This is a genomic window from Brachybacterium sp. GCM10030267 (assembly GCF_042666875.1).
GTDB lineage: Bacteria > Actinomycetota > Actinomycetes > Actinomycetales > Dermabacteraceae > Brachybacterium.
Map to the genome: position 1 here is coordinate 1 of NZ_JBHTCX010000011.1, position 22,871 is coordinate 22,871.

Below are 22,871 nucleotides of genomic sequence, written 5' to 3' on the forward strand. Positions count from 1 at the left end.
CTGAGGGGTCGGGGACGTGGGGGAGGGGGCCGGGGCGGCGCCGGGGGAGGAAGCGGGGTCACGGCCGGCGCCGGCGCCGGCCGCGGGAGCGGAGCCGACGACGCGCAGGCGCCGGGGCGACCGTGGCAGCGGGTCGGGCAGCTGCAGGGGCCTCGCGCCGGGGCTGAGGCGGCCGGCGATGGTGGCGTGAGAGGCGCCCGTGGCCGAGGGGAGGGTGCCGGGCAGGCCGTGCCAGGTCAGCCAGCCCAGCAGCGCCATCAGGCAGGCTTCCTTCGCACCCTCGGGCAGGCCGAACGCCTCGTCGGTGGTGGCCAGCGAGACGCTCTCGCCCAGTTCGGTGCGCAGGGCGTCCATCAGCACGGGATTGCGGGTCCCGCCACCCGAGGCGACCACCGCGGTGACGCTGTGCTGGCGGCAGGCGTCGGCCACGGTGCGGGCGGTCAGGGCGGTCAGTGTCGCCATCACATCGAGCCCGTTCACGTGCGGATGGGCGCGCAGGCGCTCATCGAGGTAGTCGGCGTTCAGCTGCTCCTTGCCGGTCGACTTCGGCGCGGGCCGGGCGTAGTAGGGGTCGGCGAGGAAGCGGCTCAGCAGGTCCCGGTCCACGGTGCCCTGGGCCGCGAGAGCACCGTCGGCGTCGCAGTCCAGGCGGCCCTCGCTCAGGCGCGAGGCCATGAGATCGATCAGGGCATTGGCGGGGCCGGTGTCGAACGCGATCGTCTCGCGACGGTCGGCCACCACGGTGAGGTTGGCGATCCCGCCCAGGTTCAGCAGGGCCGTCGGCTCCTCGGTCCCGGCCAGCAGCAGATGGTCGAGGATGCTCACCAGCGGCGCGCCCTGCCCGCCCGCGGCGACATCCCGGGAGCGCACGTCGCTGAGCACCGGCGCGCCGATGCGCTCGGCGATCCAGGCGGGCTGGCCGAGCTGGAGCGTCGCGCTGACGCGACCGTCGGCGACGTCGTGGCGGACGGTCTGGCCGTGGGAGACGACGAGGTCGCAGGTCAGGCCGGTGCTCGCGCACAGCTCCTCGACGGCCCCGGCGCACATCTCGCCCAGCCGGGCATCGACGCTGCTGACCAGCGACAGCGGCACGTCCGACGGTGCCAGCAGGCGCAGGATGTCCGCGCGCAGGCCGTCGGCGAAGGGGACCTCGCGGGAGGCGAGCAGTTCCATCGCCAGGTCGTCCGGGCGCCCGTCGGAGAGGTGGAGATCGACGAGGGCCACGTCCAGGGCGTCGGCGGAGGTGCCTGTCATCAGGCCGGCGATGATCACGGGTGCTGGCCTTCCCATGCCATGGTGATGCTCCTCTGCGTCCCTGCCTGCGCACGAGGCAATCGGGCGCCCTGCAGGCTACCGGTTTCCGTACCCCCGGGCGACGCTCATTCTCCGGCGCCGCCGTCACTCCGGAGGCTGCCCCCCGGCTCAGGCCAGGTCGGCCAGCTTCTCGAAGCGCTCGAGCCGCTCGCGGTAGTAGTCGGTGTGCGCGGCGACCGGTTCGACGCGGCGCAGCACCGGGACCTCGGCGATGTCGGTGCCGGGGGCGGCCTCCTCGAGCGCCATCACCGCGGCGCCGCGCATGGTCGAGCGGGAGACGGCGACGTGGTCGATCGGGGCGCCGAGCGCGTCGGAGAGCAGATGCAGCCAGCCCGGGACCGCCTCGGTCATGCCGCCGGACAGCACGATCCGCTCGGGATCCCCGCTGGCCTCGCGCAGCTGGTCGGCGATGCGCAGGAAGGTCAGCGCCACCCCTTCGAGCGCACCGCGCAGCATGTCCTCGGCGGTGGTCGAGGCGCTGATGCCCGCGAAGATCGCCCGTGAGGAGCCGCGCCACTTGGTGCCGCGCTCGCCGGAGAGGAACGGGATCACCAGCGGGGTGCCGGCCTCGGGCGGGACGGAGAAGAGCGTCTCGGTGTCGGTCTCGGTGATGTCGGTGGGGATGGCGAACTGGGTGCGTGCCCAGTCGAGCACCCGCCCGCAGTCGCTCATGGCGGAGCCGACGAGGGTGCGGCGGTCATCGACGCGGTACGCCCACAGCCCGCTGGGCAGCGCCTGGATCTCGGTGTCCAGCAGCTGGCGGATGGCGCCGGAGGTGGCGGTGGAGATGCCCCAGATGCCGGTGCCCAGGGCGCCGATGCCCATGTTCGCGGCGAGACCGTCCCCGATCACCGGCAGCCACACGGCTCCCTTCAGCACCGGGAACTCCTTGGCCAGCGGGGTGCCGGCGACCGGCAGGGCGTCGGACGGGTTCAGCGGGGTGCCCATCTTCTCGGCATCGACCCCGCCGGCCTCGAGCAGCTCGGGCACGTACTCGCCGGTGCGGCGGTCGATCATGCCGGACCACGCGGCCGAGGCGGTTCCCAGTGCCGGGGTGCCCAGCAGCTTGAACGCCACGTACTCGCCGAGCGCCATGAAGTGCGCGGTGCGGGCGAACACCTCGGGGTGTTCCTCACGCAGCCAGGCCAGGCGCGGGACCGTGTAGGAGGAGTGCAGGCGGGCGCCGGTGCGCTCGTGGAGGGCCTCGATGTCCAGGGCGTCGGTGAGGGTCGCGACCTGGGCATGGCAGCGGGTGTCCGCGTAGGTGATGCACGGGGTCAGCGCCTTGCCGTCGGCGCCGACCGCGATCAGCGAGGACGCGAAGGTGTCCACGCCGATCCCGCAGATCTCGCCGGGCAGCGAGCCCTTGAGCACGGTGCGCAGGGCGGTGCGGATCTCGTCGACGATCTGGTCCGGGTCGATGATGCTGGTGCCGTCGTCGCGCACCGTGAACGAGTGCGCCTCCTTGTGGGTGCGCTTGGCGACCTCGCGCCCGCTGGCGTCGTAGACGGCGGCGCGGGAGCCGCCGGAGCCGACGTCGAGGCCGACGACCAGGGGGCCCTGCGCGTCGTCGGTGGGAACGTTGAATCGAGGCACGGGGTTACTCTCCTGCGGGGTCGGAAGCATCGCCCGCGCCGAGCCGGGCCGCGATGCCGCGAACTGACCGCCGAGCGCAGGGGCGTCGGACCCAGGATAGGTGGCGGCGGCGTGTGGCCGCTGGCGCGGCCACGGGTTGCCACGCTGACCGCCGTGAGGGCGCCCGTCGCACTGGCGTCGTCCCGTCCCGCTGGTTCCGCTGAGACCGCTCTGTCCCGCGGGTTCTAATCGGTCCCGGAACGGTCCTCGACCGGCGCGGTGAACTGGTGTTCGGTGCCGTCGGCGAACGCGAGGGCGACCTCGACCTCATCGCCGGGCTGGAGGGGCTCGGTGAGATCCGTCAGCATGAGGTGGTTCCCGCCGGGCTCGAGCACGAGCTCCTCTCCCGCGGGCAGCGGGAAGCCGTTCTCCTTCACCGGCATGCTCTGCCCGTCGGAGCTGCCGGGCGCGCCCGCGTGCAGCTGCACCTCGCCGGCGGCCGGGCTCGAGGCCGCGACCAGGACCAGATCCCCCTCGGTGCCGTTGGTGAGGGTCCCGAAGACCGCGCTCTGAGACGGCATGGCTCTCGCCCAGGGGTCGTTGACCGAGAGCGTTCCGGATCCGGCTCCGCCGGAGTCCGACACCGAGGTCTCTCCGGTGGTGCCCTCGCCCTCGCGCGGAGCGCCCGCGTCACTGCAGGCCGCGAGCGTCCCGGCGGTGACGGAGAGGGGGATGAGGGACAGCAGAGCCGTCCGGCGGGACAGGCCGGTGCGGAGCCGGTGGGAGCGAGGGGGAGGCACCGTCCTATTGTGCTCCCCCGGACGCCCGAATCGCGAAGCGTCCGACCTGACTCGAAGGCGTGACCCCTGGGTCGCGGGGAGCGGCGCCGCATCGTGCCGGAACGAGGTGTGGGACGGGGCGGCTCAGCCGCCGGGAGCCGACGCCGCAGCGGGCTGGTCCGGGACGACAGCCGCTACCGGCGGTCGCGGATCGCGTCGATCGGTCGACGTGCTGCCCAGGTAGATGACTCCCGGGATCTCCTCGGCGCGCATCGCGGCGACCGCGTGGATCCGCTCCACGATGTACTGCACGGCCGGGTTGCGCGAGGTCGCACGGCGCACCTGCACCCGCAGCCGGCGCCGCGGTGCGGGCGGATCGAGGGGGATCGCGACCACGTCGGGGCGCATGTCCCGCGCGATCACGGAGGGCTGCACGCTGACGTAGTCGCCGCTGGCGACGAAGCCGAGCACGGTGGAGTAGTCGTTGGGATTGACGTCCACGCGGGGGGAGAATCCCGCGGCGCGGCACGCCGAGCAGATCCGGTCGAACCAGTACGAGTCCAGCGGGTCGTCGGTCACCCACGCTTCCTCGGCGAGCTCCTTGAGCAGCAGCGAGGGGCGCCCGGCGAGCGGATGGCCCGCCCCCACCAGGGCCACGTACCCCTCCTCGAGGATCTCCTGGTACTCCCATTCTGCCGACGGCCTGGAGGGTGCCTCCCCGTCGCCGACCACGATGTCCAGCCCGGAATCCTCGAGGACGCCGTCCCCCTGGCAGTCGCGCATGGTGAGGTCGAGGCCGAGGTCGGGGTACCGGCGGCGCACGTCACGGGCGAGTTCGGGGATCCAGTCCCCGGCGATCGAGGTGGCGTAGCCGAAGCGCAGCCTGCCGATGCGACCGGAGCGGAGGTCCTTCGCGGTGCGCTCGACGGCATCGAGAGCGTCCAGGGCCGGCCCGGCCACGTCGGCCAGGAGCCGCGCGTGCGCCGTGACGTGGATGCCGCGACCGGACCGCTCGACCAGTTCGAGGCCCGTCTCCCGGCGCAGGCTCGTGAGGTGCTGGCTGATGGCCGACGGGGTGTAGCCCAGCGCCTCGGCGCTGGCACGGATGCTGCCGGTCTCGACGACCGACCGCAGGACGCGGAGCTTGACGGGATCGAGCATGCCCCGACCGTACCGCGATTCAGCGGCACTGAACAGTAGGGTGCGAATCATCGCTTGTCCTGAACCGTCGCCGGGCTGAGGATCATGGCATGACCTCAGCACTGATCGGCATCGGCCTCATCCTTCTCATCGCTCTGATCACCGCGGTGCTCGGCACCGTGACCCGACTGCTGGCCGGCGGCATCGACGGCCCGGACGTCTCTCGCGGGGCGCCCCTGACCCTCACCGAGCGGATCGCCCGCGGCGACGAACGGATCGCCCGCGACCTCCGCCCCGACGAGACGCACCCCGTCGCCCGGACTGCCGAACGCGACGCGACGACGCGGGCGGTCGCGGCCTTCGGCCCCGACAGCCGCCAGGAGCTGGCCGTGCGCCACCCCGAGATCGTCGTGCCCACCCTGCGGTGACCGCGGCCGCCGGCACCAGCGCCGATAACGCTCGGGGCCGGCATCCGCGACCGGCGCCGCGGCCCCGGGCGCCGACGGCGCCGGTCGGTCAGCCCTGTGCCGCCGGGCCCGATCCGAACCGGGGCGCGGGCAGCGGGGGAGCGGTCGCGGCAGGGTGCTGCTCGAGCCGGGCCAGAGCCTCGGTGACCCCGCGCTCGATCTGCGGGTCCTCCCCGGCGACCCACGCGTTCGGCGGCAGCGGCACCTCGATGTCGGGCTCGACACCGTAGTTCTCGATGCCCCAGCCCTCGCCCTCGAACCAGCTGGCGTACTTGGGCTGGGTGATGCCGGTGCCGTCGACCAGGTCGAAGCGGCCGTCGATCCCGATCACGCCGCCCCAGGTGCGGGTGCCGATGATCGGGCCGATCTCCATCGCTCGGGAGACGGCGCCCACGATGTCTCCGTCGGACCCCGCCTCCTGGTTGGTCACCAGCACCACCGCACCGCGCGGTGCGAACTGCGGGTAGGTGCCCGGCCTCTGGTGGCGCGGATAGTCCCAGGACAGCACGCGACGGGCGAGGCGATCGGTGACCAGCTGCGAGGTGTGCCCGCCGCTGTTGTAGCGCACGTCGACGACCAGGCCCTCCTTGGTGGTCGCCTCACGCAGGTCGCGGTGCATCTGCGCCCAGCCGGAGGAGACCATGTCGGGGATGTGGAGGTAGCCGAGGCGGCCGCCGGAGAGCTCATCGACCAGGGCGCGGCGCGATGCGACCCACGCCTGGTAGCGCAGCTGCGAGTCGTCGGCCAGGGGGAGGACCGCCACCCGGCGCTCGGCGCCGTCACGGGCCACCACCAGCTCCGTCGGCCGGTTCGCCGAGCCGATCAGCAGGGGCTGGACGCCGTCGGGGCCCACCTTCCGGCCGTCCACGCGCACGATCGCATCGCCCACCTCGGCCGCCACGCCCGGAGCCAGCAGCGGGGAGCGGGCCTCGGGATCGGAGGAGTCGCCGGGCAGGATCGAGGTGATCACCCAGCGACCCTCGCGCTGCTCGACATCGGCTCCGAGATAGGCCGGGAGCATCGGCGGATCCGCCTGGTAGACCCCGCCCATCACGTAGGCGTGGGACGTGCCGAGCTCGCCCAGGACCTCCCACATCAGATCCTGGAAGTCGTCCTCGGTGACCAGTCGCTCGATGACCGGGTCGTACCAGGAGGTCATGGCGTGCCAGTCCATGCCGTCCATGTCGGCCCGCCAGTACTGCTGGGCCATGATCCGATAGTTGTCCCAGAGCATGCCGCGGCGCTCGGCGACCGGGTCGACCGTCAGTCGCAGGCGGCCGGTGTCGATCGGGATGCGGGCCGGGTCCTCGTCCTCCACCTTGCGGTTCGAGGGGACCTTCACCCAGCTCTCGCCCTGCTTGATGACCAGGGATTCGCCGTCGCCGGAGACCGCGAGATCGACGACCCCTTCGGCCAGCACGGTCAGCTTGCGATCGGCCAGGCTCCAGTGCTCGAGCGTGGGCCCGGGCTCCTCGCCCTCGACCCCGGCGCGCGCGGTGCCGAGCACGCCCTGCTGGGGATGGCGCAGCCACACGAAACCGCCGCTGACCGCGGTCAGGTGCGAGTACGTGCCCGAGACGACGGGGAACGGCACCAGGCGGTCCTCGACGGCGTCGAGGTCGACCCGGGTCACCGGTGCCCTGTTCGCGTCGTCGGCCCCGGCCGGAGCGGTCGAGGTCGCCGGGTGCGAGCCATCCGCGGCCGACGGGGTATGAGCGGGCCGGGCCGCGGCGGATCCCTCGGCATGCGGAGCCGCCGTCCCGTCGGCCTGCGCGGCGGGCTCCTCGCCGCCCCAGCCGTCGGGCAGCGGCCCGAACGGGTCGGCGGTGCTGCGCTCCAGCGGGATCAGGAAGGGGCGCTCGGCGTTGACGAAGCCGAGGTCGAAGACCATGTCGTCGTAGACGGTCTCGAAGGTGCGCATGGACAGCAGCGCCAGGTGCTTGCCGTCCGCGCTGAAGGCAGGCGCCGAATCCTGGTACTTACCCGAGGTCAGCGCGCGGCCGGTGGGCTCGGGATCCTCGGTGTCCGAGATCATCAGGCGGCTGAGCATCCACGAGTTCGGCTCGGTCCACACCAGCCAGCGACCATCCGGCGACCAGGCCAGATCCGCGACCTCGCCGCCGCTGGAGCGGCCCACCTCGCGCACATGGTCCAGGTGCGGCACGGCCGGCGCCGCCTCGCTCTCCTGCTCCCACGGGGAGACGGCGCCCGTGCCGGAGCCACCCGCGCCCGCGCGCGTGCTGTTCGTGCCCGCGCCCGCGCCGCCGGGACCGGTGGCACCCGAGGTCGCCGCGCCCGTGGAGGTCGTGGCGGGGTCGACCAGACCGCGCAGGGTCACCAGGCGCACCACGTTGTCGTGGCTGGAGATCGCGATCTTGGACCCGTCGGGCGACGGGACGGCGTGCAGGATCCGCCCCACGTCGCCCAGGTCGAAGCGGATCTCCTCGCTGCCGCCGTCCAGCCGGGACAGAGCCAGCACATCCGAGCCGACGCCGCCGTGCTCGCGGTCCGAGAGCGCCTCGGCGTCGCTGACCATGAGGGCGAAGGGGGAGCGCCCGAGGGGGCGCACCTCCCGGATACGCACGCCGTCGGCCCCCGCGAGCAGCCGTGCCGGGCCGCCGCGGTGGGTGAGGGCATGGGCGCTTCCGCGCCACTCGACCACGCTCGAGCGGGCATCGTGCACCGGCCGCACGGCCAGCAGGTTCTCGCTCGGCGAGACGGGCCGGGGGACGCGGGACGCGCCGACCCCGGAGGCGAGGATCTCGACCTCGCGCGGCTCGGCCTGCAGCGAGTCCAGGGCGAACAGGCGGCCGCGGGAGGAGTACACGATGGTGGTGCCGTCGGTCGCGGGCTCGCGCAGGTAGCCGTCCTCGGCCTGCAGCGAGGTGTGGACCTGCAGGTCGGAGCCATCCGCTGCGACGGACCACAGATTGGCCGTGGCGCGGTCGTGACGGGCCGCTCCGGGCCCGGGGGTGTCGGAGGCGAAGATCAGCCGGTCGCCGTACCAGGCGATGCGCGTCTTGGAGGCGAGGATTTCCGCCAGCAGCGGCTCCCAGGCGCGTGCGGCGTGCGCGGCGGCCGGCGCACCGAGGGCCACGTCCTCGTGCGAGATCCACAGCTTCACCGCGGTCCCGCCCTGGTAGTGCTTCCAGCCGGCCTGATCGCGGCGCCACGGGGTGGCGACCACGGTGGGGCCCGACGGGTGGATCGCGACCTCGCCCGAGCGGCCCAGCGGCAGCAGCTCGGCCTGCCCCTCCAGATCGACCGCCCACAGCTGCGCATCCCGCGCGACCGGGGCGTTGTAGCTGCTCGAGGCGACGATGCGGCCGTCGGGAAGCCAGCCGACCACCTTCGTCGAGGGCCGGCCCCACGTGGTCAGGCGGCGCGGGGTGGTGGATCCGTCGGCCGAGACCACCCAGACCTCGGGGCCGCCGGAGGTGCGGGAGGTGTAGGCGACGTGGACGCCGTCGGGCGAGAACCGCGGGTAGGCGACGGGGGCGCCCTCGTCGGTCAGTCGCCAGGCGCGGCCCCCGGCCAGGGGCGCGAGCCACACGTCGTTCGCGGCGGTGAAGACGACGGTGTCGCCACGGACATCGGGGTGGCGGAGGTAGGCAGCGTGAGCAGGCGTCGATGACATGGTCATCAGCCTAAGTGTGAGCGGCGGCGCAGGGGCGTGCTCAGCCGAGCGCGCCGGCGATCTCGCCGGATCCGCTCTCAGCCGAGCGCGCCGGCGATGACGCCGTTGGCCCGGTGCAGCGAGATCGCGAGATCGGCGCGGCTGACGGACTTCTCTCCCGCCCAGACATCCTCCGCGAGAGAGGCGGGCACCATGCCCGCTGCCTCGAGCCAGGCCACATCGCGGAGCGTCGAGGCCGATTCCGGAGCTTCCGGCGCCTCCGGCGCCTCGGGCAGCGATGTCGCGGCCGACGGATCCCACGTTGCTCCGTATCCGGCCAGGGCCGGGCGCAGCAGTGCCGCCAGCATCCCGGCGACGCAATCGCGGGTGGCGTCCTCCTCAGGGCGGACGCGCAGGTCGGGGTCGCCCCACACGGCGCCGCGGCCGTGCAGCCACAGCAGCGCGGTGGCGATCTCGACGTCGTCCCCGAGGTCGGTGATCAGCGCCGGCGCGGTCTCCCGCGGCACGGCCGGGGCCCCGGCGAATCGGTGCAGGGCCAGGGCCACGGCGCCGCGGGTGAGCACAGCATCGGGGGAGTAGGCGCCGCTGTCATCGGCGGGCTGGACGCCGGTCTCGTCGGCCCAGCGCATCGCCTCCAGGCCGGGCGCGTCATCGGGAACATCGGTGAACGGGCTGGTGACCGGCGCGTTGCCGGCTCCGGCGCCTGCGGAGGCCGAGGTGGCTCCGCCTGCGGTCCGGCTCAGCAGTGCCCCGGCGGTCACCGAGCTGCCGATGGCCGCCGCCGCGGTGCCGGCGACCAGGAAGGCCCGGCGGCGCAGGTCGCGGCGGGGAGCGGCGCCCCGGACCACCGTGGACTCCGCAGGTGTGATGGTGGCGGGCGGAGAGGTCGGGACCGGCTCGGGCAGGAGGTCGGCGGGGGCATGAGTCGATGCCGCAGCGGCGGAGGCGTCGCTGGGGGCCGGGCGGGGCCCCCGGTCCTGCCGCAGGCGCGGGGCAGGCGGTCGTCTCACAGCCACTGCAGCTCCCGCATCCGTTGCAGGATCGCCCAGCTCACGGCGAGATTTCCCCAGCCGTTGAGGTGGATGCCATCGGGTGCGCGGAGCTCCGGCGGGGCCACGTACATCTCGAGCGCACCCTGAGTGCCCGCCTGCTCGAGCAGGCCCAGCGGGGCCAGCGGCGGGCAGCACAGGCCCTCGGCCGAGGTGAGGAGCGTGGCGAGGTCGAGGAAGTGGTCGCCGTAGCGGCGCTGCTGCTCCTCGTTGACGGCGAGCACCGCCTCGGCCGTGTCCGAGCCGACCGGATCGTAGGCCGTCGGCCACTGTCCCAGCACCAGGGTGTCGTGCTCGGGATCGTCGGCGGCGTCCCACATCCGCTGGGTGTCCTCGAGGACCGCGTCGACGTCGAGAATGTTGTTCTTGCCCATCCACAGCACCTGGCGGGATCCGGCGGCCACTTCGGCGAGGGAAGAGGTGAAGACGCCATCGGTGACCGGAGAGGTCGGATCCTCGGGCGTGAAGAACCAGGTGCCGCTCGAGCCGTCGAGCTCTCCCGGCACGCCGTCGACCGTGCCCGGGATGCGCAGCGGCCCGGCCGGGGCGAGCCCGGAATCGAGCTCGGCGCGCACGCGTCCCGTCCCGGCTTCGGGGCTGCTGACGCAGGCCAGCCGCGGGGTGTCCAGGCCCCGCATCAGCAGGGTGTGCGGGGACCTGGTGGCGCCGACCCCGAAGCAGTGGACGCTCGCGGGCGCGGCAGCCAGCGCCAGGTGCTCGTGGATCCGGACGGTCAGCGGCGTGCCCTCGTAGCCGCGCTCGGAACTCATCGAGGACGAGCCCCACAGCGTCAACGGGCGCGTGGTCTCCGGCGCGAGCAGATGGCGGGAGGCCTCGGTGCCGGGAGCGGACTGGTGAGGCTTCGCGGGGAGGGGTGCGGCAGGCGCGGCCGGTACGGCGGCGATCTGCGGCGCGGGCATCGCGGTCCTCCGAAGGCGGTGCTGAGCGAGCGCCCCGATCAGCACCCGCGGACCTTCACCTTACGGGAGAAACGGTCATCCCGGCAGGGGTCGGCGGTGTGATCCGGCCGGGAGCCGACGATGCCGCGGAGGCGCGTGCCGAGGCGGCTCGGACGGTGCGGCTCGGACGTGTGGCCAGGCCGGGCCGTGGAGGCGGCGAGCCGGGGCCCTCGACAGCGTCAGGTGACGGGGTCGCCGGTCACCGGCCCCTCCGTATTCGGCTTCCACCCCAGGTCAGGGGCGACATGCTGAGCGAAGCTCTCCAGGATGTGCAGGTTCAGCTCGACGCCCGCCTGCGAGGGGATCGTGAGCATCAGGGTGTCCGCGGACTGCACGGCGGCATCGGCCTTCAGCTCCTCGATCAGCTGATCCGGCTCGCCGACGAACGTGCGGCCGAAGGTGGAGCGGTGCCCGTCGATGATGCCGATCTGATCGGCACCGTCCCCGGGGCGCATGCCGAACATCAGCCGGTCCTGGTCGGTGACGACGGGGAAGACGCTGCGGGAGACGGAGACGCGGGGTGCGTGAGTGTGGCCGGCGGCGCGGAAGGCAGTGCGGAACCGCTCGATCTGCTCGGCCTGGAGGTCGGCGAACTGGGCACCGGTGGCCTCGGTCAGCAGTGTGGAGCTCATGAGGTTCAGGCCCTGGCGGCCGACGTTCTCCGCACTGTCCCGGGAGCCGGCGCCCCACCAGATGCGGCGGACCAGATCCGGGGAGTAGGGCTCGAGCCGCAGATCGGCGCCGGGGGTGACCGGGGCGCCATAGGGCTGCTGGGCGGCGCGGGCCATCGGTTCGCCCTGGATGGCCTGCATGAACAGGTCGAACTTCTCGCGGGCGATGTCCGCACCGCGCGGGTCGGTGGACCCGGTGTAGCCGAAGGCCTCCCAGCCGCGGTCGGCCGGTTCGGGGCTGCCTCGCGAGACGCCGAGCGCGACCCGGCCGTCGGCGATCAGGTCGAGAGCCGCCGCCTCCTCGGCGAGGTACAGCGGGTTCTCGTAGCGCATGTCGATCACGCCGGTGCCCACCTCGATCCGCTGCGTGCGGGCGGCGACCGCCGAGAGCAGGGGCATGGGGGAGGCGGACTGCGGGGCGAAATGGTGGACCCGGAAGTAGGCACCGTTGACGCCCAGCTCGTCGGCGCCGACGGAGATGTCGATCGCGTCGTGGAGCATCTGGCGGGCGTCGAGGCCGCCCGCACCGGGGCCGTTGCCGTAGTGGCCGAAGCTGAGGAATCCGAAGGCTCGCATGATGGCTCCAACGCTAGGCGGTTATTGAATGTTCCACAACCCGTGGGGGTGGGGGCAGTCATGGTCGGGACCGCGGGCCCGGTCCTCAGCCCTCCTGCTGCTCGCCGACCACGATCGCCCACAGCACGCCGAAGCGATCCTTGACCTGTCCGTAGTGGTCACCCCACGGCGCGGGCTCGAACGGCATGACCAGCTCGGCACCCGTCGAGGTGAGCTTCTCGATCAGGGCCCGGCCCTGGCCGACCGACTCCAGGCCGATCAGGTACGAGTACACGTCCGACTCCAGCGGGGGCAGCTCCTCGCCGGGTGCGGTGAGGGCGTCGCCGCCGGCCAGGGTGACCAGACCGCCGTGCAGCTGTGCGTGCGCGATCGAAGCCGGCGGCGGGGTGAACGGGAAGCCCGACAGGTCCGGGAAATCGTCGTAGGTCATGATCTGGAGCTCGCCGCCGAACACCTCGCGGTAGTACTCGAAGGCCTCGCCGGCGTTCCCGGGGAAGGTGATGTAGGGGCTGAACTGCGGAGCTGCCATGGCGATCTCTCCCGGACGTCTCGTGCCTCATCTGGCGGGGCGGCGCCTGCGCTGCGGTGCGCGGCCGTGTTCAGTGTGGCACGGGGTCGTGACGGAGCCCAGGGTGACCAGGCGGGCGAATGCAGGGCGCCTCTCACCGTCTTCGTGACCATGAGTGGGATCCCGTTCGAGTCTGCCGCGTCATCGGCACGGCAGCTCGAATGGCGTCCCGCTGCCGGTCAGGGTTCAGACCTGGATGACGTCCCCGCGGCCCAACGGCCGCGTTCGAGGGGCACCATTGTCGGGCAACGGCCGCGTTCGAGGGGCGCGCCATGACGTCCACTGGACAACGGCAGCGCAACCTAGTGGGTCAGGCTGTCGGATCGGCCCGCAACAGGCCGCCGTGAATCAGGTGCGCACGCTTGGCGCGAGGCACGCGATGGTCGTGGCGGCGAATCATCATCAGCACGGAACGGAGTGTGTCGTCCCAGGCATTGATGACCTGCTCGTACGTCAGCCTCACGACGGTGTACCCAAGGCGCTTCGCAGCCAGATCTCGCTCGCGATCCTGGCGGTACTTCTCGGGATCGGCGTGGTACGCCAGGCTGTCGCACTCGATGATGAGCTTCTCTCCGATCAAGAGATCGACCCGACCCACCCCGGGGATCCGGACCTGAGACCGAGTGGCGATTCCTCGCCTCTCCAGCGATCGGCGAACAATCGTCTCGGTCCCGGATTCGGAGCCGGCGTTCACCGGGAAGATGGCCTGCCGATCGAGAATAGAGAGCGACCTGCTGGCCTCGGAGGCGTCCGCGGCTGTGATCAGCCCTCGGTTCATTCCGGACTCGAGGACCACTGCCGCGAAGTCGGCACTCAAGCAGTGCAACGCGTGTTCGATGGCTACCGGCAGGGGCAGAACAGGGTGGTCGTCCGGCCAAGCGCGCACGACGGGGCGATGCAGCACGACGCCCGCCACGGAGTCGCGATCGGAGCCCTGGGGGCCCAGGCGGCGGCGTGCCTCGTGGGCGCCGGGTACCGGTGGTACCCAGAATCCGTAGAGCTCCAGAGCGTCGACGCACGTCACTCGATGTCCGCGCCGCAGCGCATGAACGACAGTGTCAGGAGTCGCCGATGTTCCGTAGAAACCTGGGCCCAGCCGCCTGAGCATCCCGCCCCGAACGAGGTTCTCGATCTCGCGGCGGTGAATCCCTGCAGCCTCGAGTTCGCGCCGAGCTCGGACGTGGACTTCGGGTGCGCGGGACAGGTGACCATTTCGCCACCTTTTCCGAGGTGACGGCGCCGTGCCTCAGGCCAGCCGGACGTGGGGACGGAGGGTCGTTGTGGAGGAACGCTCGGGGCGGGCCTCGGGTCAGACACATTCTGCTGCCCGACCATCGACGGCTGCCCGCCCATCGACGGCACATCTGACCACGAACGGGACGTCTGTCGAGGACGCCCTGCCAAAGACAAGCCGCACTCGACTGACGTGCCATTCATGGCCGGGTCGTGGGCTACGGGAACCGGATCGCGACCGCGGCGCAGGCCTGCGCACTGTGGGCGCCCTATCGGGATCGGGTCGCGGACCCGCAGATTGTGGGCCTGTGTCATGGACAGGTGTCGTGCTCCGCGCGGGGAGTCAGCCCGCGGGCGAGTCAGTCCTCGTCGGCCTCGGTGGACTGGGCGGGGCGCTCGCCCAGCTCGCGATCCAGGCGCAGCAGGCCGGAGCCGTCGTCGCCGATCAGCTTCACGCGGCCGAGGATCTCGGAGACGGTGGCCTCCTCCTCGATCTGCTCGTCGACGAACCAGTTCAGCAGCGGGCGGGAGTCGTAGTCGCCCTCCTTGTCGGCGCTGCGGTACAGCTCGCGGATCGACTCGGAGACCTTCTGCTCGTGGGCGAGCGCGGCCTCGAAGATCTCCAGCACGGACAGGCCGGGCCGCACCTCGGGGGCGTGGATGGTGCCGATGGCCGCGTGGTTGTCGCGGTCCGAGACGTGCTGGATGAACTTGTTGGCGTGGACGATCTCCTCGTCGGCCTGATGGCGCAGCCATGCGGCGATGCCGGGGAGGTCCTGCTCGTCCGCCTCGATGGCGAGCTGGCGGTAGGAGATGGACGCCGCGAATTCGAGCGTGATCTGTTCCTGGAACTTCTTCTCAAGGTCATCGGAGAGCTTCATGGCGTTGACAATAGACCCGTCCGGCCGCGTTGTCAGCCATGGAAAGACTTGCCTGACCTCGGAAGACAGGTGCGGGAGAGGGGCTGCTGGGATCCGGGGTAGGTGTCGGTGGGGGCGGCTTCGGGCCCCCCGGGGCCGGTGCCGAGGGTGGCCGCTTCAGGCCCGGGGCCGGTGGTGACCGCTTCTGGACCCTGGGGGCGAGGACCGGCCGGGTCGGCGGCGTGGTGGCCGGCCGCCTCAGGCCCGCAGGTGCTCGGGAACCGGACCCAGTGACCGCCCGGGCTGGAAGCGGCCGGCGCTGAGTGCGTGCTCGGCGCCGGCGGTCTCGGTGCCCGGCGGGCCCTCGGGCGATTCCTGCGCGCGGACCAGCAGCTCCTCCATGCGTGCCACTGCTGTGCGGGCCACGTCGACGACGGGCAGCTGGACGGTGGCGAGGCCGATGAGGTCGAGCCCGTCGGCCAGCCCGTCGAAGCCGACGGTGCTGACGTCCTCCGGGACGCGCATGCCGCGCGCGCGGGTCGCCCGCAGCAGTTCCAGGGCCACGTAGTCGACCGGGCACACGATGCAGCTGAGGCCCTCGTCGCGCGCCGCATCGAGAGCGCGCACCACGCCCTGCTCGACGGGCAGCAGATCGATCGGGACGGTCTCGACGCCGAGCTCCCGGCAGTGCTCGATCAGGCTGCGCATGCGCAGGTCGAACACCCGGGAGTACAGCAGGGGAGCGACGAGCACAGCGATCCGCCGGTGGCCCTTGGCGGCGACCTCCTCGGCGACCATCCGGCCGTGGGCGCGCTCGTCGTAGCTGACCGACTCGATCTGGGGATGATCGTTGGGGCGGCCCACGATCAACATCGGCGTCGAGGTGACCGTCTCCAGGAGATCTTCCGCGGAGGTCACGCCGGTGCCCACGAACAGCCCGGCGACCCGCTGACCCATCAGACGGTTCAGCCCCTGGACCTCGGCAGTGCCGTAGTCGTGGCGGAACGCGGTCACGGAGATCAGCGTGCGACCGGTCGCCTCGACGGCACGGTTCATCTCCGAGTGCAGATGCCCGTAGGCGGGATTGGTGGCGTCCCGGATCAGCAGGCCGAGCTGGCGGCCGTGGCGCATCGCAAGCCCGCTGGCGACGAGGTTGTGCACGTAGCCCAGGCGCTTGGCCGCCTCGTGCACCTTGATCAGCGCGTCGGCGGAGACGCGCTCCCCGGCGTTCTGGAACACGCGGGAGACGGTCGAGCGCGAGACGCCCGCGGCCCGGGCCACGTCCTCCATGGTCGGTGGTCGAGTCATGGCCTTGCCTTCCCCCTGTGCTCAGCACGTATCGCGCACTCGGGAAGCTCGGCGTCGGGCCCCGCTCGGCGGGCGCGATGTATCAGCGCAGGGTAGCGCACCCGGGAGGGTCCGCCCGGGCACGCGGATGACGCCCCGGTGAAGCCTGGGTTCTCGGACAGGTGGCCAGAACGCTCCGTCGCGGAACTTTCCGTGCACGGGGGGTGAACATCCGAGGAACCGACCGCCCGACGGGCACCCGTCGGGCCCGCCGACCCCGGTGCGCCGCGTTGGTGGGAGCGCTCCCACCTGCGGGGACAGTCCACGTTCACGAGCGGTTCACCGGGCTCGACGGGCAGTGGCGCGCGGGCCGGGGGCTCTTTACGGTGAGGGCCGTCGACGCAGCAGCGCAGTCATCCCGTGCCGGGCATGGCACCAGCGCGGCGGATGCGCCGCACCGTCCCTGGTTCACGCTGACCGCCAGGTCACGCCGCGACCACCTCTCACGTGAACGTCCGCCCCCGCGGACACCTCCGCCCAACAGGAAGGTGGGAGCGCTCCCATGACACTCGCCGTGCGACCGCAGCCCCCGTCGGACCCGTCGAACCCGTCGGTTCCCGACCGGGCCGGCACGTTGGGCGGCGTCACGGGTACGGGATCGGCCGGCAGCGGGACGCGAGGCACCACGCTGAGGAGCGAGGAGCGCCGGCGCTCACCCCAGCGCCGCCGCCGGGTGCGCCGCGACGCACTGCTCTTCGGCGCGCTGATCGCCCCGAACCTCATCGCGATCATCGTGTTCTCGTACTATCCGGCGCTGTACAACATCGGCCTCAGCTTCGCCGACTGGGACTTCGTCGCCCCCACGCCCGAGTTCGTGGGGCTGGAGAACTACCGCGACCTGCTGAGCGACCCGAGCTTCCTCCAGATCCTGCTGAACACCCTGATCTTCACCGGGGTCAGCGTGGTCGGCTCCATCATCGGGGGCCTGCTGCTGGGCAGCCTGCTGGCCACGAAGGTGCCGCTGACCGGTTTCGCCCAGACCATGGCCTTCGCCCCGCACATGCTCCCCGGCGCCGCGGTCGGCATCCTGTGGCTGTTCATGTTCGACCCCAACTACGGGCTCTCACGCTGGGCGTTCTCCCTGTTCGGCGCGGCATCGCCGGACTGGACCACCACCTCCGACTGGTCGCTGTGGGCGATCACCATCGCCTACACCTGGCAGCGCCTCGGCTTCGTCACCGTCATCTGCTACACCGCGATCCTCGACCTGCCGAAGGACCTCTACGAGGCGGCCGCGCTCGACGGTGCGCACGGGGTGAAGCTGTTCCGCCACCTTACGCTGCCGCTGCTGAGCCCGATCACGTTCTTCCTCTCGATCACCGGCGTGATCTCCGCGGCTCAGGCCTTCGACATCATCTCGATCATGACCAACGGTGGGCCCGGCATCTCCTCGTCGACCCTGAGCTGGATGGTCTACGAGGAGGCCTTCAAGAACTTCGACATCGGCACCGCGTCCGCGGCCGCCACCGTGCTGCTGGTGATCCTGCTGATCATCACCTACGTGCAGGTCCGCTACGGCGAGAAGAAGGTGAACTACGACTCATGAGCACCCTGAGCACAGAGCCGGCACAGGCCTCCACGATCCCGCAGTCGGCCGACGGGACCAGCCGCCGGGCGGACCTCAACGCCGGTCGCCGTCGCGGACCGCGCCGCCCGGCGTGGCTGACCGGTCTGCTGATCGCCGCGGTCGTGGCGACCATCGGAGTCTTCATCCTGCCGCTGTACTGGCTGTTCTCCTCGTCGCTGAAGCCGCACGAGCAGATCTACTCCTGGCCGCTGCAGTGGATCCCGACGCAGGTGACGCTCGAGAACTTCCTCGACGCGTGGAACGCCGCGCCCTTCGACCGGTTCTTCCTGAACTCGATCATCACCACCGGCGTGGGCACCGCCCTGGAGATCTCGCTGGCGATCCTGTGCGCCTACGCGTTCGTGTTCGTGGACTTCCGGTACAAGAAGATCGCCTTCGCCCTGATCGTCGCCTCGATGATGCTGCCGGGGCACGTCACCCTGATCGTCAACTACATCACCGTGGCGAACCTGGGCTGGCTGAATTCGTACGCCGGGATCATCCTGCCCGGCGTCGCCAGCGCCTTCGCGATGTTCCTCCTCTACCAGTACATGCGCACCATCGACAAGGACATCCTCCAGGCCGCGGAGATCGACGGCGCCGGCCACATCCGCCGGATGCTCACGATCGTGGTCCCGCTGTCCAGCCCCATGATCCTGACCTGCACGCTGATCGTGATGGTCAGCAAATGGAACGAATACGTGTGGCCCCTGATCGTCACCAGCACGGCCAACATGCGCACTCTCCCCATCGGCCTGCTGTTCCTGCGCACCCAGGAGGGCTACTCCAACTGGGGCGTGATCATGGCCGGCGCCGTGTTCGTCTCCCTCCCCATGCTCGTCATCTTCTTCCTCGCCCAGAAACGCATCATCGGCGGCCTCGCCGCCGGCGCCATGAAGTGACGTCGCGCCATTCCTCGGCGCCGGCCCTGCCCGCCGCCGGAGCCCTCGAACCTGCTCACCACCGGAGCCCTGTGCTCCGACCCTGCCCTGCCGGATCACCCGTGCCGGCCCTCGACCGCCAGCTGCACACCCTCACCAAGGAGCGATTGACATGTCCCGTCTGTACACCCCCTCGTCCCAGTTCTCCCGCCGCCGCATGCTCGGCGCCCTGGGACTCGGCGCCGGCGCCGCGGGCCTCGCTGCCTGTGGTGCCCCGGCCGGCGGCGACAATGCCGAGAGCAACCTGCGCGAGGGCTTCTCGCAGGCCGATCTGACAATCCCGGAGGGGTACGAGGGTCGCACCCCGATCCTGTTCTGGGCACCCTGGACCGGCGGCATGTTCGACGTCCTGACGGGCCTGTTCGACGAGTTCAACGAGTCCCAGGACGAGATCGTCGCGATCGCCGAGTCCGTCGGCGGCTACGCGGATCTCAATCAGAAGTTCACCGCGGCTCTGCAGGCCCGCGCCGTGCCGGACATCGTCTGCTTCCCCGAGATGCAGTGGCTGCAGTTCTACTTCTCCGACGCCCTGGTTCCCCTGGACGGCTACTTCGACGACGAGTGGAACCTGGACACCTACATCCAGAACTTCGTGCCCGAGTCCAAGGCCGCCGGTGAGACGTTCCTGGTGCCTTTCGCGCGCTCCACCCCGTTGTTCTACTTCAACAAGACCCGCTACATCGAGGCGGGGCTTCCCGAAGAGGGGCCCAAGACCTGGGAGGATCTCGCGGAGTTCGCCCCGGAGCTGGCGAAGATCGAGGTCGACGGCCGCCCGATGTCCGCTCTGGCCTTCAGCTCGGACGACGCGTGGCACGGACAGGCCGACATCTGGGGCTTCGGGGGCGCGAACTCCAACCAGGACTTCGAGGTCACGATCAACGACGAGGCCGGCGTCGAGTGGCTCGAGTGGCAGCGCAAGTTCGTCCACGAGGACGGTTACGCCTACCTCGCGCAGGACCCGGGCACGGACTTCAGCGCCGGGGTCAGCGCCGGCAAGCGCGGCTCCACCGCAAGCCTCACCGGCACCACCGAAGCCGCCGACTTCGAGGTCGGCGTGTGCTTCATGCTCTCCAAGGAGGGTCAGGAGGCGGCCGTGCCCACCGGCGGCTCCGGCCTGTCCATCGTGCGCGCCGAGTCCCAGGACCGCCAGGACGCCTGCGCTGAGCTGTTCCGCTTCCTGGCAGGCCCGGAGCAGTCCGCCACCTGGCACATCGGCACCGGGTACGTGCCGATCGTCCAGGCCGCTGCGGACACCGATCGCGTCAAGGAGAACGTGGAGAAGGATCCCAACTACGGCGTCGCCCTGGATCAGCTCGAGATCGCCCGCACCGCCGACTACACCAACTGGTTCCAGGCCGCGGTCACCGAGATCTCCGCCGCCCAGACCAAGGTCTACGGCGACAACACCCCCGCCCAGGAGGCCCTGGACGCCGCCGCCACGTCCCTCCAGGAGATCCTCGACGACAATCGCGAGGACATGGAGTCCGTCGAGTTCGAGGGCTGGAAGTGACGGCGACGACGGCCGGCGACGGTTCGGCTCCCACCCCGAGCGCCCCGGGTGCGCAGCTGGCCGCGACGGAGCTCTCCGCCACGGTCTCCTCGGCCCCGGAGGCGGCTGCTCCTCGGATCCCGCAGATCGTCGGCCACCGCGGCGCGGCAGCGGTGGAGCCCGAGAACACCCTGCTCTCCTTCCGCCGCGGGATCGCCGACGGATCGGACCTGCTGGAGTGCGATGTCCACCACTCCAGCGACGGGGCCGACGCGGTCATCCACGACGCCACCATCGACCGCACGGCCGAGGAGGAGTCTCCGCTGCACACCGGTGCGGTGGCGGATCTGACCCGTGCCCAGCTGGACCGGGTGCTGGTCGGGAAGGGTGAGCACATTCCCACCCTCACCCAGGTGCTGGAGGCCGCGACCCGAGAGGACGGCACACGTGTGCCGCTGCTGGTCGAGATCAAGGCACCCGCCGCCGCGCAGCTGGTCGCCCGGATCCTCACGGAGTTCTTCGAGGATGGCGACTGGGAGGATCCGTCGGCCGCCCCGGCGCAGATCATCTCCTTCCACCCCGAGGCGCTGCGCACGGCGAGGACCGAGGCACCGCGCATCCCTCGCCTGCTCACCACCACGGCCACCTCGACGGAGTTCTTCGAGACCGCCGCGGAGCTCGAGGTGGCGCAGATCGGGGTGCGGATCGCCGACGCCCGCCAGGCCGACGTCGACCGCGCCCGGGAGCTGGGCGTCCAGCTGAACCTGTGGACCGCCCGCTCCGAGGAGGAGCTGGCCCGGGCGCTGGAGCTGGGCTGCGACACGATCACCGTCGACGACCCGGCCTGGGCGACGCGGCTGATCGCCGAGCACACCAGCGGTTGAGACGCAGCGGCGGTGCCCGTCCGCTGAGGTGCTGCCGCTGTCGCTCCCGAGCGGAAGGATCCCCCGATGGCGCACCGCGCGCCCCTGATCGTCGGCCATCGCGGCGCCGCCGACGTCGCGCCCGAGAACACCCTGGCCGCATTCCGGCGCGGGCTCGCCGACGGCGCCGACATGCTCGAGTGCGACGTGCACCTGTCCAGCGACGGTCTCGACGCGGTGATCCACGACGCCACGGTCGACCGCACCGCGCAGCGGGACGCGCCCCTGCGCACCGGCGCCGTCGCCGAGCTGACCCGCTCCCGGCTGGACCAGGTGCTGGTGGGGGAGGACGAGCACATCCCGACCCTCTCCGCCGTGCTCGACGTCGCCGGCTCCCCTCCGCGCGGGCCGGGCGCGCCGGCACCGGTCCTGGTCGAGATCAAGGCCATCGCCGCTGCCCGACGGGTCGCCGCGATCCTGCTGGACCGGTTCGGGGATGACGCCTGGGATCGTCCCGTCCCGCCGGCGCGCATCATCTCCTTCCACCCCGAGGCGCTTCGCACAGCGCACGAGCGCGCCCCGGCCGTCCCGCGCGGATACCTCGCTCGCGAGCTCAGCGAGAGTGTGCTGGAGGAGGCGGCGCAGCTCGAGGCCGCGACCCTCGCCGTGCGTGCGTCCCAGCTGCGCGCGGGCGACGCTGACCGGATCCGCGCATGCGGGATCGTCCCTACGCTGTGGGGTACCCGTACCGATGAGGAGGTCGCCCTGGCCCTCGATCTCGGGGCGCCGTGGATCGGGGCCGACGACCCGGCCCGCATCCGCCGCGTGGTCGAGAACCAGCTGGGCCGCTGAGCGGCAGGGCGCCACCGCACCGACGAGAACAGACCCGACCCAGGAGAATCATGTCCGAGCATCACGCACCGCCGGCAGCACCCTCCCCGCCGCCAGCACCCTCCCCGGCGGCAGCACCCTCCCCGCCGCCAGCACCCTCCCCGGCGGCAGCGCCCTCCCCGGCGGGAACTCCTGCTCGCCCAGCGATCGTGGGCCACCGCGGTGCCCCCGTCCATGCCCCCGAGAACACGCTGGCCGGGTTCCGCCGGGCCCTGGAGGACGGGGCGCAGCTGCTCGAGTGCGATGTGCACCTCAGCGCCGACGGGCACGTGATGGTCATGCACGACGAGAGCATCGACCGCACCGCGGACCCGGCCTCCCCGCTGCGCACCGGCGCGCTCGGCGACCTGACCCGAGCCGAGCTGGATCGGGTGCTGCTGGGCGACGGCGAGAGGATCCCGACGCTCGAGGACCTCCTGGAGATGACCACCGTGCCGGTGTTCATCGAGGTCAAGGTGGCACCGGCCGCGCAGGCGGTCGCGGCGATCCTGCGCGACCTGCCGGCCGGGTCCCCGGCTGCGCGCTCGACGGTGATCTCCTTCCACCCCGAGGCGCTCGCCGAGATCCGCCGGGCCACCGATACCCCGGTCTCCTACCTGGTGCGTCAGGTCGACGAGCAGGCTCTCGAGACGGCCCGGGAGTTCGGCGCGGCCGGTGTCGGCCCGTGGATCGGCGGCCTGTCGCTGCGGGCGGCGGAGGCGGCTCGCGCGGCCGGCCTCGCGGTGAACCCGTGGACGATCAACACCCCGCAGGAGCTCGCCGTGGCGCGGGCCTGCGGCGTGGACACGATCACCACGGACGACCCGGCATGGGTGCTCGGGGAGCTCGAGATGTCCTGAAGCCGGGCGCCCGAGCGGCTCCAAGCAGGCCCTCGCGCTGCGCGGTCCCCGGGAGCAGTGTCTGATGAGAACCCGTTCCCAAGTGCGGACCCGCCCCGAGGTAGGT

At 71.9% G+C, this 22,871-nt stretch carries 19 protein-coding genes; 7 read left to right on the forward strand and 12 right to left on the reverse strand.

Translation table 11 applies throughout. From position 1 onward, the window contains the following. From ACFQS2_RS09265 to ACFQS2_RS09280, 4 genes are all read right to left on the reverse strand, one after another. Positions 1 to 1,290: anhydro-N-acetylmuramic acid kinase (locus tag ACFQS2_RS09265; RefSeq protein WP_377793469.1), on the reverse strand; the 1,290-nt coding region annotated here is incomplete at its 3' end. A gap of 132 nt (positions 1,291 to 1,422) precedes the next feature. Beyond that, positions 1,423 to 2,910 (reverse strand): gluconokinase, encoded by a 1,488-nt coding sequence (locus ACFQS2_RS09270; protein WP_377793470.1) that lies wholly within the window; start codon positions 2,908 to 2,910, stop codon positions 1,423 to 1,425. A 224-nt stretch (positions 2,911 to 3,134) separates the two neighbouring features. After that, complete coding sequence (locus ACFQS2_RS09275) at positions 3,135 to 3,689, reverse strand: copper chaperone PCu(A)C (protein ID WP_377793471.1); 555 nt, start codon at positions 3,687 to 3,689, stop codon at positions 3,135 to 3,137. A 123-nt stretch (positions 3,690 to 3,812) separates the two neighbouring features. Continuing rightward, positions 3,813 to 4,829: a LysR family transcriptional regulator gene (locus ACFQS2_RS09280; RefSeq protein WP_377793472.1), complete on the reverse strand. Its 1,017-nt coding sequence runs from the start codon at positions 4,827 to 4,829 to the stop codon at positions 3,813 to 3,815. A gap of 89 nt (positions 4,830 to 4,918) precedes the next feature. On the opposite strand from ACFQS2_RS09280, the gene ACFQS2_RS09285 reads away from it, so the two are divergent. Continuing rightward, positions 4,919 to 5,236, forward strand: a complete 318-nt coding sequence (locus tag ACFQS2_RS09285) for a hypothetical protein (RefSeq protein ID WP_377793473.1) — start codon at positions 4,919 to 4,921, stop codon at positions 5,234 to 5,236. 88 nt (positions 5,237 to 5,324) lie between these two features. Here the strand turns inward: ACFQS2_RS09285 and ACFQS2_RS09290 are convergent, their stop codons facing one another. The 8 genes from ACFQS2_RS09290 to ACFQS2_RS09325 all read right to left on the reverse strand — a co-directional run bounded on the left by ACFQS2_RS09290 (position 5,325) and on the right by ACFQS2_RS09325 (position 16,136). Further along, positions 5,325 to 8,912 (reverse strand): S41 family peptidase, encoded by a 3,588-nt coding sequence (locus tag ACFQS2_RS09290; protein WP_377793813.1) that lies wholly within the window; start codon positions 8,910 to 8,912, stop codon positions 5,325 to 5,327. Positions 8,913 to 8,989: 77 nt separating this feature from the next. Beyond that, entirely contained in the window at positions 8,990 to 9,922 is a 933-nt protein-coding gene (locus ACFQS2_RS09295; RefSeq protein WP_377793474.1) for a hypothetical protein, read from the reverse strand. Next, complete coding sequence (locus tag ACFQS2_RS09300; protein ID WP_377793475.1) at positions 9,919 to 10,881, reverse strand: hypothetical protein; 963 nt, start codon at positions 10,879 to 10,881, stop codon at positions 9,919 to 9,921. Before ACFQS2_RS09300 ends, ACFQS2_RS09295 begins: the two co-directional genes overlap by 4 nt. Positions 10,882 to 11,099: 218 nt before the next feature. Next, the gene (locus ACFQS2_RS09305) at positions 11,100 to 12,167 is read right to left on the reverse strand and encodes an LLM class flavin-dependent oxidoreductase (RefSeq protein ID WP_377017712.1); all 1,068 of its coding nucleotides are present in this window, start codon (positions 12,165 to 12,167) and stop codon (positions 11,100 to 11,102) included. A gap of 85 nt (positions 12,168 to 12,252) precedes the next feature. After that, a complete protein-coding gene (locus ACFQS2_RS09310; RefSeq protein WP_377793476.1) occupies positions 12,253 to 12,696 on the reverse strand; it encodes a VOC family protein in 444 nt (147 codons plus the stop codon). Between the two features lie 349 nt (positions 12,697 to 13,045). Then, positions 13,046 to 13,651: an endonuclease domain-containing protein gene (locus ACFQS2_RS09315; RefSeq protein WP_377793477.1), complete on the reverse strand. Its 606-nt coding sequence runs from the start codon at positions 13,649 to 13,651 to the stop codon at positions 13,046 to 13,048. 676 nt (positions 13,652 to 14,327) lie between these two features. Then, positions 14,328 to 14,849, reverse strand: a complete 522-nt coding sequence (locus ACFQS2_RS09320; RefSeq protein WP_377793478.1) for a ferritin — start codon at positions 14,847 to 14,849, stop codon at positions 14,328 to 14,330. Between the two features lie 237 nt (positions 14,850 to 15,086). Beyond that, complete coding sequence (locus ACFQS2_RS09325; RefSeq protein WP_377793479.1) at positions 15,087 to 16,136, reverse strand: LacI family DNA-binding transcriptional regulator; 1,050 nt, start codon at positions 16,134 to 16,136, stop codon at positions 15,087 to 15,089. Between the two features lie 541 nt (positions 16,137 to 16,677). Here ACFQS2_RS09325 and ACFQS2_RS09330 point away from each other — a divergent pair. The 6 genes from ACFQS2_RS09330 (at position 16,678) to ACFQS2_RS09355 (ending at position 22,765) form a co-directional block, all read left to right on the forward strand. After that, positions 16,678 to 17,721, forward strand: a complete 1,044-nt coding sequence (locus tag ACFQS2_RS09330) for a carbohydrate ABC transporter permease (RefSeq protein ID WP_377793480.1) — start codon at positions 16,678 to 16,680, stop codon at positions 17,719 to 17,721. Next, complete coding sequence (locus ACFQS2_RS09335) at positions 17,718 to 18,644, forward strand: carbohydrate ABC transporter permease (protein WP_377793481.1); 927 nt, start codon at positions 17,718 to 17,720, stop codon at positions 18,642 to 18,644. Before ACFQS2_RS09330 ends, ACFQS2_RS09335 begins: the two co-directional genes overlap by 4 nt. Before the next feature lie 151 nt (positions 18,645 to 18,795). Beyond that, complete coding sequence (locus ACFQS2_RS09340) at positions 18,796 to 20,193, forward strand: ABC transporter substrate-binding protein (protein ID WP_377793482.1); 1,398 nt, start codon at positions 18,796 to 18,798, stop codon at positions 20,191 to 20,193. Further along, a complete protein-coding gene (locus ACFQS2_RS09345; RefSeq protein WP_377793483.1) occupies positions 20,190 to 21,056 on the forward strand; it encodes a glycerophosphodiester phosphodiesterase in 867 nt (288 codons plus the stop codon). The genes ACFQS2_RS09340 and ACFQS2_RS09345 overlap by 4 nt, the downstream gene beginning before the upstream one ends. 66 nt (positions 21,057 to 21,122) lie before the next feature. Continuing rightward, positions 21,123 to 21,887, forward strand: coding sequence for a glycerophosphodiester phosphodiesterase (locus tag ACFQS2_RS09350; protein ID WP_377793484.1), 765 nt, complete (start codon positions 21,123 to 21,125; stop codon positions 21,885 to 21,887). A gap of 188 nt (positions 21,888 to 22,075) precedes the next feature. Next, positions 22,076 to 22,765 carry a glycerophosphodiester phosphodiesterase gene (locus tag ACFQS2_RS09355; protein ID WP_377793485.1) on the forward strand — a complete coding sequence of 230 codons (690 nt, stop codon included), beginning with the start codon at positions 22,076 to 22,078 and terminating at the stop codon, positions 22,763 to 22,765. The last annotated feature ends 106 nt before the right edge of the window (positions 22,766 to 22,871 follow it).